A 14,916-nucleotide genomic window follows, 5' to 3' on the forward strand; every position below is an offset into this window, starting at 1 on the left:
ACAAAATATGAGCTGTTTCATCAAACTGTATTAATAATGCTATATCTTAACGCTAGTAATAGCTGTGAAAATACAAAGAGGCAACAATGACAAAAACGTAGGGGGTTTTTATGGGAACACTATTTACTATAGGCTTTATTGGTGTATTAGGGGTAATCGCCTTGATTGACACCGTCTCTCAACGAGGAAAGCAAGACAATGATTAGTTTTTTATTTATCACTCTCTAGTATCAAACGGATACAAGAGAGTGATAAACCTTCCATGACCATATCAATCTATTAGTCTATAGAATCGAGCTGGTCCTCAATTGCGGCTGCATTTGGGTTTTCTGTCGCATTCAATGCCCCACCACTCGATAAGAAATCGTTCCGTTGGAAATACGCTTCACGTAACATCAAGTACGGGTCTGAAGAATTTTTCAACAGCCCATCAGAATCCAACAATCTCGCTCGAGTTTCAATACCTTCAAGTGCCCACTTACCCGCCGACATCCAAAATGTCAGATAACTTAACATTGGGTATAAACTATCAGCAAGGTCACCACCTTGTTCTCTCGGTGTAGCACTACCATAGCCAGGCAGAACTACATATGGCCCATAACCTACATCATAATAACCTAATGTATTACCAAAGCGTTTAGGCTCTTCTTTTGCTAATTGCGGGTTAGCCATCGACGCGACGTCAATTAAGCCCCCCATCCCAAACACGGTGTTAAGGAAAAACCGGTTAAAATGTTTAAAACCTTGGGTGACTTCACCACGCAAGAAACTATTCAACATACTTGCGGGTTCTTCAAGGTTGACAAAAAAGTTAGTTAATCCATTACGAGCAGGCATTGGTACATAATCATTCCAAGCAACAGCAACCGGCCTTAAGACATAAGGGTCTAAGACGTTATAGTTGAAATTAAACATCGCTCGGTTAAAACCTTCTAATGGGTCTGAACGCTCATGAGTTTCTGGATCAATGTTACTTGCACAACCTGCAATTAACACTCCAGCCAGAAAGACGCCCGTCATGCGAAACTTCATAACACTTCTCCATTCCCTGCACCGTCCTGCTACGGCACTTTCCACTGTAATAATGAATACGATTATAGTAAGGCTAAAAAAGGGATTTTGTTAACCTTTTTGAGTGATTTGATTACTTAAATATAAATTATACCTTATTTAATCATCTTGTTATTATAAGAATATTGAACAATTAGTCCAAACTACAGATAAGCATTATTATATTTTATAGGGTAATCAAATTATTATATATAGAAATACGATTTATTACGCCTATCAATCGCATTATAAGTTAAAAAACATACTCAATATTTAGCTTCTGCCCCCATTATATTTAATCGTCTTTTTACGACCAACCAAACCAATATTCATTAGTATAATTAATGCACCTAAGACAATTACTATATCAATATTATACCAATGGGACAGTGATTAGTGCATTTTTTATTCAGACAATAACTATTTGAGTTAAACCATATCATCTTGATTTATAAGACCGCGATTATAACTAACTACAATACATTCAATCTATGTTGAACACTAACCATAGCCACGATATTAGAGCTTGTATCTTTATTGAAAAACATTCAATTAATTCATTAGAAGCATCGAAAGAAATTTTGCTTGTATGCTGATATATAGAAAAGGCTAATCCGTAATCATAAACAGATAAAATTTAGCATGAAAATTGTACAAAAACGCCATTGTGTGCAATTAATTCAATTTATTATACGTAACGACTTGATTCAATTAGAAGTGAACAGTAAAATGCCAAACTCATCCAGTGACACGTCGAAAGTCCCCTTAGTTAAATGGATATAACGAGCCCCTCCTAAGGGCTAGTTGCAGGTTCGATTCCTGCAGGGGGCACCATAAACAAGAGATCCCTCCTTACCGCAACCATAAAAAATCTATATTTACAGCAAGTTAACACTAACCTCAGTGAAATATAGAAAGGGTAAAGTGAGTTTGCATAGTTACATCAGATAGCCATTATAAGGGCACTAACTACTCAATTTAGCTTTAGTAAGATAATGCCTCTGCATACCTGCTTCTGGGAAATCGGGGAGTGACATTTGTTTTACATAGCCAAGTTTTTCGTAAAATGGCAAGGCTTGGAAACTGAATGTATCAACTAAACCATGAAGGCAACCTACTTTTACAGCCTCTTGCTCAGCAGCGCACATCAACTTTCGGCCTAACCCTTCATTTCTTGCCTTTTCACTAACCCATAAAAAATCTATACAAAGCCAGTTAGCTTTAACCTCAGCAAGCAAACCGCCAACCATTACACCATCATTATCTTTAAAAAAAACGCCTAATGAACTAAAACGTTCTGGGTTTAAAAATTGGACATTAAAGCTGCGTAGACCATTAAGAAGTTCATCTTTATCTGCAGGAGTGACGTCATGCGTAACAACAATATTCATTTAATACATCCTAATAACCATTTAATAAAAGGATTATATAATCATATTAATTTCAATTGATAAATAATAAAATGTAGCATAGTAACTAAATAAATATGCGGATATTGATTCATTAGCTTAAAATACATCCGTTTCTATTATTTGAGTAATAAGTGCCGTCACTGATAATACAAGTGATGATTTAATCATTTGCTGAAAACGTTGCTTTTGTAATTCTATAAGCTGTGTATCAACCATATCTTCTGGTTGATCAAAGCGCATCATTTCAGGTAAAGGCCCCATGCAATGAAGCATTTTAATACTGCCTAAAATTTCATCATCAATATAATCTAAATTTAAATCACTTGATAATAATGACTGATTTAAAGCAAGAAATAACTCAATATCCTCATAGGTTTCTCGAGTAATTGCGCCTAAAGCAAATAATAACTTTAAACGAACAGATAGTTCACCTAATGGCCCACTCCCTGTTAAAAGAGGCTCAACTGCATATTTTACTGCATAATCATCCTTTCTAAACACTTTTAACATTAATTTATCAATAGCTTGTGTAATTAACGAAACAACCTCTTGAAAAAAAAGATGTACTTCAGGGCGCCCATTTAATCGCTCAAGAATTTGATTTTCAATGTTTTGTTTATTTTCCATAATAATTTTTTGTCACTTTACAGCTATACAGCTCGTTACTAATTTACTGATAGCTATAAAGTGAACGAACCTCAATAATTAATTTATTATCCGTAATATTACTGGTTACTCAACATCATTAATTGGTATTGAGAACAAATTTTTTCAACAACCTGTGGATATTGCGCTAATGCACAAAATTCAATAACTGCTTGGTAAACCCCGTTTTCATTGATACGTTTTGCCATCTCATTCGCTTGCGGGTCACTATCACACCTAAAATGTAATGCAGCAGCAATACCTATAATCAGATTTTTATTAGGTAATTGGTACTCAAGTGTACCTAATAGTGGCTTAACTAGCCTATCATTTGGACTCAGCTTACGTATTGGTTGACGCCCCACACGGTTAACATCATCTTTTAAATAAGGGTTTGCGAAACGAGTTAATATTTTATCAATATATTGGCAATGGGTTTCTTCATTAAAGCCATAACGTTGAATTAATACTTGCCCACTTTCTTCCATCGCAGATTTAACCACAGTATAAATCTTTGGTTCAGCAATCGCATCGCTAATTGTTTGACAACCATATAACTGCCCCAAATATGCGGTAATGGCGTGCCCTGTATTTAATGTAAATAACTTACGTTCGATAAACGCCATCAAATTATCAGTTAGCTCCATTCCATTAATGGTAGGGATCTCGCCAATAAACTGAGTTTGATCGACAATCCACTCACTAAAAGACTCAACAGTAACATCAAGGGGGTCATCATTAGCCGCCTCCATGGGTGGCACAATACGGTCAACAGCTGAATCCACAAAACCAATATGTCGTTCAACCCATTGGTGTAGTTTCTCTGGTAATTGTGCCAACACATGCTGTTTTAATTGACTACTTCCCCTAACCATATTTTCACAAGCAATAATGTTGAGTGGTTGGGTGTTCCCTAATTCTTCACGATAAATAATACCTTTCGCTAATGTCGAGGCTATTTTTTCAAGAACTTGGGGGCCTACTGCCGTTGTCACCATGTCAGCCATAGCAATAAATTCAATGGTTTTTGGATCATTACTATTAACAGCATGGACATGTTGAACTTTTTCAATACGATTTTCTTGCCCAACAATATGAACTTGATAAGATTGTCTGTGGGCCAATTGGTCAATTAGCGGCTGGTTAACATCGGTAAAAGTCACTTGTGAATTCGCATCCGCTAGTAGTTTGCCTATAAAGCCACGACCTATATTTCCTGCTCCAAAATGAATGACTTTCATTGCTATTCCCCCTTACGCTGCACTTTGAGATGCTAAAATTTCGAGCACTTCTTGAACATCTTGCGTTTCACATAAACGTTCAATAACACCCTCTTCATCAAGTGCGGAAGTGATTCGCGTGATCACTTCAATATGCTCATTATTTTGCGCGGCAATACCAATGACTAAACGAGCAATCTCATCAGGTTCTTCACCAAATTGCACCCCTTCAGGGTATTGGCAAATCACAATACCGGTTTTTAAAACACGATCTTTAGCTTCTATAGTGCCATGTGGCACCGCAATAGATTCACCAAGGTACGTTGAAGTTAATTTCTCCCTTGCTAACATGGCATCAATATAATCAGGCTCAACATATCCACCTTCAACTAACTTTTGCCCCGCAAAGCGAATGGCTTGCGTTTTATTTTCTGCTGTTAGGTTTAAATGAATATGTTTAGCACTTAAAGTAAATAAAGCATCTTCATGTTCAGCAATTTCATAAGATTCATCATTTGCTGCCATAATAGTCTGTTTAATTAAACGCCCATCATTGGCTGCCTTAGGATTTTTTTTAGCAATTAAATTCGTGACTAAATTATTATATGTTTGGCTATCTAAAAAGTTTGTTAAAGAAATGTGCATCGCATTGGGTGCAAATAATTTAGCCCTTTCTGTTAAGTCTTTATGAGTCACAACAATATCAACATTATCGGGTAAATCATTAATAGCCATATTCGTGACTGAGATATCCAATAAACCTGCATCCTGTACTTTTTTAGCTAATACACCAGCTCCCATAGCACTGGACCCCATCCCTGCATCACATGCTACGACGATATTACGCACTCCCATAAAATTAAGTGGTGCGTTTTGGTGACTAGAAACCTTTACTGGTGATTTTGATTGCGTTTTCATATCACGCATCTTTTTGGTTGCGTTATCAAGCTCATCTTCATCACCAACTCGGGTTCTTTTCAATAAAATGGCTGAAACTAGGAAAGAAACTACCGTAGCACTTGTAACCGAGAGAATAACCCCAACTAATGATGATTTCGGTGTCATCAGTAGAACTGCAAATATAGACCCTGGTGAAGCAGGAGAAACTAAACCAGCATTAAAAAGGTTCATAACAAATACCCCTGTCATTCCACCTAGAATAACAGCAAGAATTAACCGAGGATTCATTAATACATATGGGAAGTAGATCTCATGAATTCCACCAAAAAAGTGGATTATTGCTGCCCCAGGTGCTGATTGTTTGGCATTTCCCTTACCAAAAAACATGTAAGCTAATAAAACACCTAGCCCGGGCCCTGGGTTTGCTTCAATTAAAAAGAAAATCGATGAGCCCGTTTCGGCCGCTTGTTGGATACCGAGCGGAGAGAAAATACCATGGTTGATTGCATTGTTTAGAAACAATATTTTTGCAGGCTCAACAAATATTGACGTAAGTGGTAGTAAATTGTTTTCTACCATTACATTCACACCCGCAGCTAATATTTTAGACAAGCCAGCCACTAATGGGCCAATAGCAAGATAGGCTAATATAGCTAGCAACATACCGATGATGCCAGAGGAAAAGTTATTCACCAGCATTTCAAAACCTGTTTTGACTTTTCCATCAACCCAGCGGTCAAAACGCTTAATTGCGAAACCACCTAATGGCCCCGCAATCATTGCCCCCATGAACATTGGCATATCCGCCCCAACCACCACTCCCATGGTAGTGATTGCACCGACAATCCCACCCCGCTCACCACCCACTAAACGCCCCCCGGTATAACCGATTAAAAGTGGCAATAAATAAGTGATCATTGGGCCAACAAGTTGAGCTAGTGTTTCATTAGGCCACCAGCCTGTAGGGATAAATAACGCTGTAATTAAACCCCAAGCGATAAAAGCACCAATATTAGGCATAACCATATTACTCAGGAAACGCCCAAAATTCTGTACCTTTAATTTGATATTTGATGTTACCATGATAGAACCCCGTGGTACGAGAATGATAAGGTCATAACGTTATCGCCAAATAACGTCAGTGATTTTTTCAACACTTTCACTCTAGCATGCCGTTTATCAGATGCGTACCACGCGGGCTCTCTGTGACCCCGATCACGCTTATACCCCCACCTCCCCCACCTTTATAGTGATATTGATCACGCAAATCACATGTAGCTTAATTACACTGGCTATTTTTAACGCTAAAAACCAGAAATTTGTGACTCACATCACGCAATAAGAAAGCGTGTTTATTTTAAATTAGTGATCACTATCACTAAATATAACTAGATTGTGGTACACCCATCATTTTTTCAATCTGATAACTCTCCAGTTTGTAATAAAATTACAAACTACTGTCCTTATTCCTTAGGCTAAAAATTAGCAATGAGCTAATAGGTACTAAAACTCATTTTCTATCAAAGTTTATTATCTCACCATAAACTCTAACAATAACTCTTACCACAAATATATTTCCATTATTTAACCCGTAAATTTCAATTATCAAATTATTTAAAATTCTATCGAAAAAATACATATATGAAACATATAAAATATTAAATTAAGTAAAAAAAATGTGAGTTAACACTAACTTAAATTAATGAAACCACTATTTATCATTGCAAATTTATTTTTTGTTTGTTAAAAATCTTAACGCCATTTATTAATCAGGTTTATATGGTCAAAAATATATCAATTTTGTTTTTTCTGATAATAATACATTATGAGGGATTAGACTTTGAGCACTGAGTTTTGCTTTACCCGCACCTATTCAGAAAATAAATTAAGTCGTTTAAGTAATGAATTCCATATTACAAATATATCAACTGGCATTTTAATATCTAAAAATAACACTACCATCATTCAATATGAGACAGCTTATTACACTGCATATTTGTTCGGTAATATTTATAATATATCAGTGCTAAAATCAATTCTCGGTAAAATAGAAGGAAGTACTTGGGCACTTAACGAAATTGAAATACTTTGCTTATTAAGAGAAAAGCTAGGGGATACCGCTATTTATCTAGCTGAAGGAGATTTTTGTTTATTTATCGAATATCATAACGATACGATTGAAGTGATTACCGAATCACGCGGCTTAAACCTTATTAATGTAGTAAAAGCTGAACAATTTTGGATTACTAATTGCTTAAAAATTGTAGGTAACTTAGAAGGAGAAAAAATTTTTGATTTTTCTCCTGAACATGAAATCATCGAAAATACATTCAAAACAGATACATTCTCGCCAATTAGAAATGTTATTCGGTTAAAACCAGGAACGATAAACACAATCACCCATGATGAACAAAATTACCCTTATATTGAAAGTAGACAACTTGCTACCCCAACAAATAAAAATATCATAACACTGAAAAAAGATGTTCTATACCATTTAATTGATATGGAAATGAGGTATTCCATCTCTAGACTTGTTGATAATAATGAATCTATTGGTATTCCACTATCTGGCGGGCTAGATTCTAGTCTTGTCACTGCTTTAGCCTGCCAATACTTTAAAAAAGTAAAAACTTGGTCTATTGGTAGCGAATTAAGTAATGAGTTTGAATTTGCTCAAATTGTTTCTAACGCCTTAGGAACGGAACATGAAGTTAAAATATTGAGTGACGATGAGATAATTAATGGTGTAATTAACGCTATTTATCATAATGAAATTTTTGATGGTTTATCATCAGAAATCCAATCAGGGTTATTTAACGTTTATAAATTGGCACAAGGTAAAGTTAACTCACTCTTAACTGGATATGGCTCCGATTTACTTTTTGGGGGAATATTAAACCCATTAAAAGATTATCAAAACCCCAATAATATCCTTGCTGAACAAGTTTATAGAACCAAATGGACGGGGGAATTCTCTACTCATGGAGCCAATAGTTATGGGCTAAACGTATATCATCCATTTTGGAATAATGGCCTAATATCCCTATGTAAAAATTTAAACCCTGATTTTAAAATCAGAGATCAGGAGGTTAAAAATATCCTCCGCGAATATACCGATAATCTGCATCTTATTCCAAAAGAAATTGTTTGGCGTAAAAAAATAGGTATTCACGAGGGCTCCTCTGTCAACCAATCCTTTGCCAATATCATTGGTACCAGCGCCACCAACTACCAAGCAAAAACTCGATTTAGCTATGCGGTTTATAAGGAGTTTTTGACTGGGAGACTCACCATTGATGAAGCCACGCCAACGAAACTACGTGAAATAATGAAGAGGATTTAAAGATGATTATTGAGCAAGATTTTGAATCGACTCGTTTATTAACATTGGATCATACAAATAAACATAATCCATTCAGTGAAGAGCTAGAAAATGCAATTAAACATGCGCTGGTTAAAGCCGAAGAAGATAGCCGCATTAAATCTATTGTCGTCTACGGTGGTGTAGGTCGCTCATTCTCATCAGGAGGTGACTTCAATGAAGTCAAAGCACTTTCTGGAGGAGTTGAAGTCGAACGCTGGATAGACCGCGTAATCGATCTGTATCAAGCTGTTTTAAATGTTAGCAAACCAACTATTGCAGCTATTGATGGTTATGCCATCGGTATGGGGTTCCAGTTCGCAATGATGTTTGACTATCGTGTTATGTCTGACCAAGCGCAATTTATCATGCCGGAGTTAAAACATGGTATTGGCTGTTCTGTTGGTGCAGCAATACTTGAGTTTACACATGGTCACTCTTTGATGAAAAAAATTGTTTTTGAATGCGAAAAACTTTCCGCGACCCAATGTCATCAATATCACATTGCCAATCAAGTAACACCAAGCTCGCATCTTTTAAAAACTGCCTTATTGCAGGCTAATGCATTATCGAAATACCCATCAGCAGCTTTCGGTAATACTAAGAAATTGATGAATAAGAGCTTTATTAAAGTATTAGAAAAAACCAGAGAGCAATCTAAGTTAGTACATAAAAACGCCTTCGCTGCGAAAGATGCTCAAGAACATTTCCAAAAAATACTCGGTAAAAACTATTAATTTATAAGGGATTTTATGAATAATAATCTGCAATGGTTACCTGCTATGCCAACTGGCTTCGGTGCAAAAATGTCGGCAAGTCATTTTATTAATTCGGATACCAACAGTATTAAACATCTGTTAATGCGCCAAGGCTTCTTAATTGTAAATAAACTGAATATCGATGCTAATGAATTTCGTGATATATACAGCAAATATGGCACGATTGTTGAGTATGCAGATGAAAAAATAGATGTCGGATTTGGCTACCGCGATACCCTAAAACTAGATGGTGAAAAAGGAAAAATAGTTACCGGTCGTGGGCAGTTACCCTTCCACGCTGACGGAGGCTTGTTACTCTCACAAGTAGATCAAGTATTCTTATATGCGGTAGAAATTAAAAATATGAAGTTTCGTGGCTCAACAACAATTTGTGATCACGTCCTTGCCTGCAATGAAATGCCGAACCATTTACGTCAAGTACTCGAAAATGAAACTTTCGAAGTCAGAGTATTGGAACATGGCTACTATGTTGATGTTTCACCTGCGGGATGGTTTAAAGTCCCTGTCTTTACCGATTTGGGATGGGTGAGAAAAATGCTAATTTACTTCCCATTTGATACCGACCAACCCGCTAGCTGGGAACCCCGAATCGTTGGGTTTACTAAGGATGAAACTCAAAGGTTTTTTACTGAGTTAAGCGCATTTATGAAGTTACCACGTTACTACTACAAGCACTATTGGGAAAATGGTGATTTGCTCATTATGGATAACCGAAGAGTTATTCATGAACGTGAAGAATTTAATGACGATAAAATTATTCGCCGCCTCTACCGTGGACAAACGGCAGATCTTTAAGTTTATTTAAACGCTAGCTAGGTGAATAACTGGCTAGCCAATATGGAAATTAATGAAATGAACTCAAAGACATTATCAATTTATTTTCGCTATACCACTACGACACTTTGCATAAAATATATAGTAACACTACTTTTAACCTACAAAATAACTAAACGCCTTTCTATCTATATACTAAAGCTAATGGTCAAAAGAAATATAAAAATAATTACCAATAAATTAAATGGGATCTATTTTTGTGGTGAAACACTCGAGCAAGCCAAGGATGTCACTGGTATGTTAGCAAAAAACAATATATCAAGTGTCCTAGACTATGCTGTCGAAGGTGAAGAGGATGCTTCATTTTTTGATGAGGCCGTCAATTCTACACTTAGGTTAATCGAACTCGCCAGTAGTACAAACCATATGCCCTACGTTGTAGTAAAACCATCATCGCTGGGGTCAATCACCGTATATCAGGCTAAAATTAAAAACGACCATGATTTTCTAATATATCAACCTGCTTGGGAAAAAGTACTCAGCAGATACAACCAAATTTTTGCTTATGCAAAACAAATGTCAGTATGTGTCATGATTGATGCTGAGCAATCATGGTTCCAACCTATTATCGATAAAATCGCTATAGAAAATATGCTCAAATACAATAAGGAAAAAGCTGTTATTACACTAACATTACAATGCTATAAAAAATCATCTTATGAGTTCATCCAACTAATGAATAAGTTGGCAATAAAACACAACATAAAAATAGGTATAAAATTGGTCCGTGGCGCCTATTTAGAAGAAGAACTCCAACGAAACGATTCTGCAAGCAACCATTTCTTCACCTCAAAACCGGCTACAGACGACAACTACAATGCTATCATTGAGTTTATTGCGATTAATATTGAAAATTTCACCCCCTTCTTTGCAACCCATAACAAAGCAAGTATCTCCAAAATATTAGAGAATACGCGGCTAACAAACCACCATTACTGGTTAGGGCAATTGTATGGCGTAGGCGATCACATTTCACTCAATGCCGTTAAACATGGCGCTAGAGTATGTAAGTATTTGCCATATGGGCCATTTGAAAAATCTTTACCTTACTTACTTAGACGAATAGAAGAAAATGCCGTGTCTATAACGACTTTTCGTCATGAGAATAAACTTATTCGAAAAGAAATAATATCCAGAATTGTAGGTAAAAACCATGAGTAAAGCACCTTATCACTTAATTATTGGTAATAATAACTTTACTATTATGCCTAATGAAACCATTCTAGAATGTGCTTATAAAAATGGAGTAAAAATAAAATATCATTGTGCTGCTGGGCATTGTGGTAAATGTAAAGTTAAATTAATTTCAGGTGAAGTAAAGCTTGATCATTCTGGTGGTATATCCAAAGAAGATATTGCCAACGGCTTTATTTTAACTTGTTGCTCCTTTGCAAAAGGTGATATTCAGATTTAACCGCGCTTGCTATTAAGTATTTTTTATTAAACTTTAAAGATAGGAATTTAAACATGAAATATTTTTTGCTTGCCTGTTGTCTAATTTTTTCAACCTTCAGCCAAGCTGCTAGCACAGATAAATATATGATGTTAATTCAGCAAGCTTTAGATAAGCAACCACCTTTATGTTTAGGGGAAACTCAATGGCCAGTATCTATGAATAAAGGAGGGTCGATGTGGGTAAATGCGCAAATGGAAGCACTCGTTGATGCAGGCCTAGCTAAATCGCAATGGATATCAAATCAAAAAATTTGGCAGCTAACCACGAAAGGACAAACTGAATTTAATAAGCATGGAGATTTCTGCTATGGTCGTGTACGCATTAACAAAATTGAGAATATCATTGATGATGGTAACGGTAACACTTCTGTCATTTTTTACTATTATATAGACAAACTTCCTCTATGGGCTAAACATAAATCTATCAGAGTGGCACATACAGATTTAGACAACCTTGTTACCGGGGTTAATAACGCACGTTATCAAGCAGACTTTATGACTACCCCAGCAGGTTCAATAAAAGTTATAGGTGAGCCTTATCAATTAGATCTATTTTATTAGATCTACTCATACTATTCTAAAGTTTTCAAAAATAGCTAATTTCGTAAAAGTATTCACTTTTTAGTTTAAATATCTCTCAATAGAGTGCCCCTTAAATTAAACATATAGGATTTTAATACAGTATGAAATACTTGGCTTCACTAATTCTATTTATCTTACCAATCTGGAGTACCCATGCATCCTCCTCTTTATTCCAAGAAGTATATATTGACCAAGGGGATTATTACGTAGGTGCTGTTTTTGGTGATCATGATTATAAATCAAATTCAAATGTCAAGCTTAATGGCTATTTTATTATGAATACTGAAGTAACCTACAAACTTTACGATGAGATTATTAATTGGGCACACGGACAAGGTTATAAGATAAATGAGGGTTGTAATGGTTCCTTTTATGATGACTGCCGTACATCTGACTTAAATAATAAAGACCATCCAATTACTAATATTGAATGGTCTGATGCGATTGTGTTTGCTAATGCATTGAGTGAAAAAATGGGGCTAGAACCTGCCTATATAATTGCAGATAATTCTATTTTGCGAGATAGCTCACAATATAGTTTTTCAATAAATAATAATGCCAATGGTTATAGATTACCAACAATTGCAGAGTGGATGGTCGCAGCGAGAGGAGGAAATAATGGCCTAATTGATGGTACATATGGGCATTATTATTCCGGAAGTAATAATGCAAAGGAAGTTGCCTGGTTTCCCGAACCTAATACAGAGCTATTCGGCACCAGTCCTGTTGGTAAATTAAAAGCGAATGCTCTAGGAATTTATGATATGAGTGGTAACGTATATGAATGGGTCTATGATAGCGAAACCGTGTTAGGCACAGAAATGTATTATTTCTGTGGTGGAAGCTATTTACAACCAGCAGGCTTATCAAGTTGTGATATTCACAGCGCGGGTTTTGTTATGCCCGACATTGGTTTTAGACTAGTTCGGAGTGCGACCAAATGAAACTTAAGAAACTCATCTATTTATTATTATTAGCTAGCTTTATGAGCAACAGTAGCACATTAGTCATGTTAAAAGATGGGCAAAATAATATAGACCTTAATAATAATGGTATTACTGACATCATTTTTTTAGCTAGCTTTGACAATAATACATCACACCCTAATCGCACTGCGACTATTTTTATGAAAGATAACAAAAAATGGTCAATCATTCCCACTCCAGATGATAATGGGTTTATTTGGAGCGATTTTAGCCTATCTGCATCTATGGTTAAAATCTCTGATTTTGAATTACATCAGTATAAAAACCATTATTATATGGTTAAAGGAACAAAATTTATAGATAATAACAACAGTGGAGATTTAAGTGATAATACTCAAATAAAATTCATTCGTTATAAAATAGCAAATAATGAGGTAGACCCTGGAGTCTCTAATTTATATTGGCAACCAACTGGCAGCTACATTACAATTGAGAAATACCTTAATGTAGATGATGCTTTCAAATTTTTAGATATGGCGCTATTTAAATAAGATCATCATATTACGGCGTACTTAAATTAATTATTTTCTGCGTCGTAATAGTTTTAGGCTGTAAGCTTAGCTTAACGCATATCGTGAGTATCATAATTTCACGATATCAATCATTTTATTATTACTTACTGGTTAAAGTCCCCTAATCCTTACTACCCCTCTCTATAAAACCCGTCAAATATTATTGCGATTATCAAAAATGGTATTTAACTCACTTTATTATTAAGACACTATTTTGATTTACTACAAGGGGTTTCCGTGGAAAAACATTTCTAAATTAATTAAAATATAAATGCAATGACTTTAACAATAATTTTTTATTTATATTGCCATCGGCTTTAGGAAACTCTCCGAGTTTAAAGTATAGGTTTTTTAATTATTTTATAACTATTTGCCATTTAACGCTCCCCATCAAACTAAATGGCTATAGATGGGGAATGTTATCAACATATTCTAGGGTAGAATTGCAAAAGAGCGTACCGGAAAACCGCTTGCATTGTTTGGTTTAGCTACGATATTAAAAATAACAGCGCCCCGAGTAGGCACTTGGTCTAGGTTAGCCAGTAACTCAACTTGGTAAGTATCCTGTTCTAATACGTAATATTCCCCCAATAATGCATTATTTTTCCGAAAATCTTTCGCTGCGTCAGTGTCAAAGGTTTCATGACCAATCGCTTTAATGCCTCTCACTTCAAATAAAAACTTAAGTGCATCCATTCCCCAGCCAGGTATTTGGTTATTACCTTCTTCGTCTTTGTTATCCATAAGTTCTTGCGAGGGCCATCGTTTGCTCCAATCTGTACGTAATGCAACAAAGCTGCCTGACTCAATTTGACCGTGTTGTTGTTCAAACGCTAAAACATCATCAAGATTAAATGCAAAATTTGGGTCTTTCTTTGCTCTTTGTGACTGATCAATTACGATTAAAGGTAAAACAAGCTCTTTCAATTCTAATTCGTGTAAGTAGCGCTTTCCTTCTACAAAGTGACATGGAGCATCAATATGTGTTCCATATTGCCCAGGGAAAGTAAATTGCTGTGCAAAAAAACCCTCAGGGTAGCCAAATAATGTTTTAAATTCAGCTGAATCAAACATAAAAAAATGGGGTGAATCCTTATCAAAGCTATGAGTCAAATCAACCCATTTTTTTGCCTTTATCACATTAAATGCATTTATTAATTCATTATTCATATGTTCC

14 protein-coding genes and 1 tRNA gene are annotated in these 14,916 nt (G+C 35.6%); 9 read left to right on the forward strand and 6 right to left on the reverse strand.

What is annotated here, in order from left to right:
* Window positions 1-279: 279 nt before the first annotated feature.
* The gene (gene mlaA, locus RB151_RS13600) at window positions 280-1,032 is read right to left on the reverse strand and encodes a phospholipid-binding lipoprotein MlaA (protein ID WP_042844550.1); all 753 of its coding nucleotides are present in this window, start codon (window positions 1,030-1,032) and stop codon (window positions 280-282) included.
* Between the two features lie 777 nt (window positions 1,033-1,809).
* Between mlaA and RB151_RS13605 the strand changes: the two genes are divergently transcribed.
* Window positions 1,810-1,884, forward strand: a tRNA-Arg gene (locus RB151_RS13605).
* A gap of 131 nt (window positions 1,885-2,015) precedes the next feature.
* On the opposite strand, the gene RB151_RS13610 is transcribed toward RB151_RS13605, so the two are convergent.
* The 4 genes from RB151_RS13610 to RB151_RS13625 form a co-directional block, all read right to left on the reverse strand.
* Complete coding sequence (locus RB151_RS13610; protein WP_042844552.1) at window positions 2,016-2,441, reverse strand: GNAT family N-acetyltransferase; 426 nt, start codon at window positions 2,439-2,441, stop codon at window positions 2,016-2,018.
* Window positions 2,442-2,558: 117 nt separating this feature from the next.
* Entirely contained in the window at window positions 2,559-3,092 is a 534-nt protein-coding gene (locus tag RB151_RS13615) for an MltR family transcriptional regulator (RefSeq protein ID WP_042844554.1), read from the reverse strand.
* Between the two features lie 95 nt (window positions 3,093-3,187).
* On the reverse strand, window positions 3,188-4,348 hold the full coding sequence (locus RB151_RS13620) for a mannitol-1-phosphate 5-dehydrogenase (protein WP_042844555.1): 1,161 nt from the start codon (window positions 4,346-4,348) through the stop codon (window positions 3,188-3,190).
* 12 nt (window positions 4,349-4,360) lie between these two features.
* Entirely contained in the window at window positions 4,361-6,310 is a 1,950-nt protein-coding gene (locus tag RB151_RS13625; protein ID WP_048607555.1) for a PTS mannitol transporter subunit IICBA, read from the reverse strand.
* Between the two features lie 757 nt (window positions 6,311-7,067).
* Here RB151_RS13625 and RB151_RS13630 point away from each other — a divergent pair.
* The 8 genes from RB151_RS13630 to RB151_RS13665 all read left to right on the forward strand — a co-directional run bounded on the left by RB151_RS13630 (window position 7,068) and on the right by RB151_RS13665 (window position 13,718).
* Window positions 7,068-8,573 carry an asparagine synthase family protein gene (locus tag RB151_RS13630; protein WP_071548200.1) on the forward strand — a complete coding sequence of 502 codons (1,506 nt, stop codon included), beginning with the start codon at window positions 7,068-7,070 and terminating at the stop codon, window positions 8,571-8,573.
* A gap of 2 nt (window positions 8,574-8,575) precedes the next feature.
* Window positions 8,576-9,328: an enoyl-CoA hydratase/isomerase family protein gene (locus RB151_RS13635; RefSeq protein WP_042844560.1), complete on the forward strand. Its 753-nt coding sequence runs from the start codon at window positions 8,576-8,578 to the stop codon at window positions 9,326-9,328.
* Window positions 9,329-9,343: 15 nt separating this feature from the next.
* Window positions 9,344-10,165, forward strand: coding sequence for a TauD/TfdA dioxygenase family protein (locus RB151_RS13640; protein ID WP_048607560.1), 822 nt, complete (start codon window positions 9,344-9,346; stop codon window positions 10,163-10,165).
* A 42-nt stretch (window positions 10,166-10,207) separates the two neighbouring features.
* Window positions 10,208-11,365 (forward strand): proline dehydrogenase family protein, encoded by a 1,158-nt coding sequence (locus RB151_RS13645; protein ID WP_052219293.1) that lies wholly within the window; start codon window positions 10,208-10,210, stop codon window positions 11,363-11,365.
* Window positions 11,358-11,618 (forward strand): 2Fe-2S iron-sulfur cluster-binding protein, encoded by a 261-nt coding sequence (locus RB151_RS13650; protein WP_042844563.1) that lies wholly within the window; start codon window positions 11,358-11,360, stop codon window positions 11,616-11,618. Before RB151_RS13645 ends, RB151_RS13650 begins: the two co-directional genes overlap by 8 nt.
* A gap of 53 nt (window positions 11,619-11,671) precedes the next feature.
* On the forward strand, window positions 11,672-12,220 hold the full coding sequence (locus RB151_RS13655; protein ID WP_042844565.1) for a hypothetical protein: 549 nt from the start codon (window positions 11,672-11,674) through the stop codon (window positions 12,218-12,220).
* Window positions 12,221-12,342: 122 nt separating this feature from the next.
* Window positions 12,343-13,185: a formylglycine-generating enzyme family protein gene (locus RB151_RS13660; protein ID WP_071548201.1), complete on the forward strand. Its 843-nt coding sequence runs from the start codon at window positions 12,343-12,345 to the stop codon at window positions 13,183-13,185.
* Complete coding sequence (locus RB151_RS13665) at window positions 13,182-13,718, forward strand: carbapenem self-resistance protein CarG family protein (RefSeq protein ID WP_042844568.1); 537 nt, start codon at window positions 13,182-13,184, stop codon at window positions 13,716-13,718. Before RB151_RS13660 ends, RB151_RS13665 begins: the two co-directional genes overlap by 4 nt.
* 453 nt (window positions 13,719-14,171) lie before the next feature.
* On the opposite strand, the gene RB151_RS13670 is transcribed toward RB151_RS13665, so the two are convergent.
* Complete coding sequence (locus RB151_RS13670) at window positions 14,172-14,909, reverse strand: cyclase family protein (RefSeq protein ID WP_042844570.1); 738 nt, start codon at window positions 14,907-14,909, stop codon at window positions 14,172-14,174.
* Window positions 14,910-14,916: the final 7 nt, after the last annotated feature.

The sequence above is a fragment of the Providencia rettgeri genome (assembly GCF_001874625.1).
GTDB lineage: Bacteria > Pseudomonadota > Gammaproteobacteria > Enterobacterales > Enterobacteriaceae > Providencia > Providencia huashanensis.

Excerpts from the sequence above, each read along its gene's own strand:
- RB151_RS13650 (WP_042844563.1), top strand. The coding sequence starts at position 11,358 with ATGAGTAAAGCACCTTATCACTTAATTATTGGTAATAATAACTTTACT.
- RB151_RS13655 (WP_042844565.1), top strand. The coding sequence starts at position 11,672 with ATGAAATATTTTTTGCTTGCCTGTTGTCTAATTTTTTCAACCTTCAGC.
- RB151_RS13610 (WP_042844552.1), bottom strand. The coding sequence starts at position 2,441 with ATGAATATTGTTGTTACGCATGACGTCACTCCTGCAGATAAAGATGAA.
- RB151_RS13660 (WP_071548201.1), top strand. The coding sequence starts at position 12,343 with ATGAAATACTTGGCTTCACTAATTCTATTTATCTTACCAATCTGGAGT.
- RB151_RS13670 (WP_042844570.1), bottom strand. The coding sequence starts at position 14,909 with ATGAATAATGAATTAATAAATGCATTTAATGTGATAAAGGCAAAAAAA.
- RB151_RS13635 (WP_042844560.1), top strand. The coding sequence starts at position 8,576 with ATGATTATTGAGCAAGATTTTGAATCGACTCGTTTATTAACATTGGAT.
- RB151_RS13625 (WP_048607555.1), bottom strand. The coding sequence starts at position 6,310 with ATGGTAACATCAAATATCAAATTAAAGGTACAGAATTTTGGGCGTTTC.
- RB151_RS13640 (WP_048607560.1), top strand. The coding sequence starts at position 9,344 with ATGAATAATAATCTGCAATGGTTACCTGCTATGCCAACTGGCTTCGGT.
- RB151_RS13645 (WP_052219293.1), top strand. The coding sequence starts at position 10,208 with ATGGAAATTAATGAAATGAACTCAAAGACATTATCAATTTATTTTCGC.
- mlaA (WP_042844550.1), bottom strand. The coding sequence starts at position 1,032 with ATGAAGTTTCGCATGACGGGCGTCTTTCTGGCTGGAGTGTTAATTGCA.
- RB151_RS13665 (WP_042844568.1), top strand. The coding sequence starts at position 13,182 with ATGAAACTTAAGAAACTCATCTATTTATTATTATTAGCTAGCTTTATG.
- RB151_RS13620 (WP_042844555.1), bottom strand. The coding sequence starts at position 4,348 with ATGAAAGTCATTCATTTTGGAGCAGGAAATATAGGTCGTGGCTTTATA.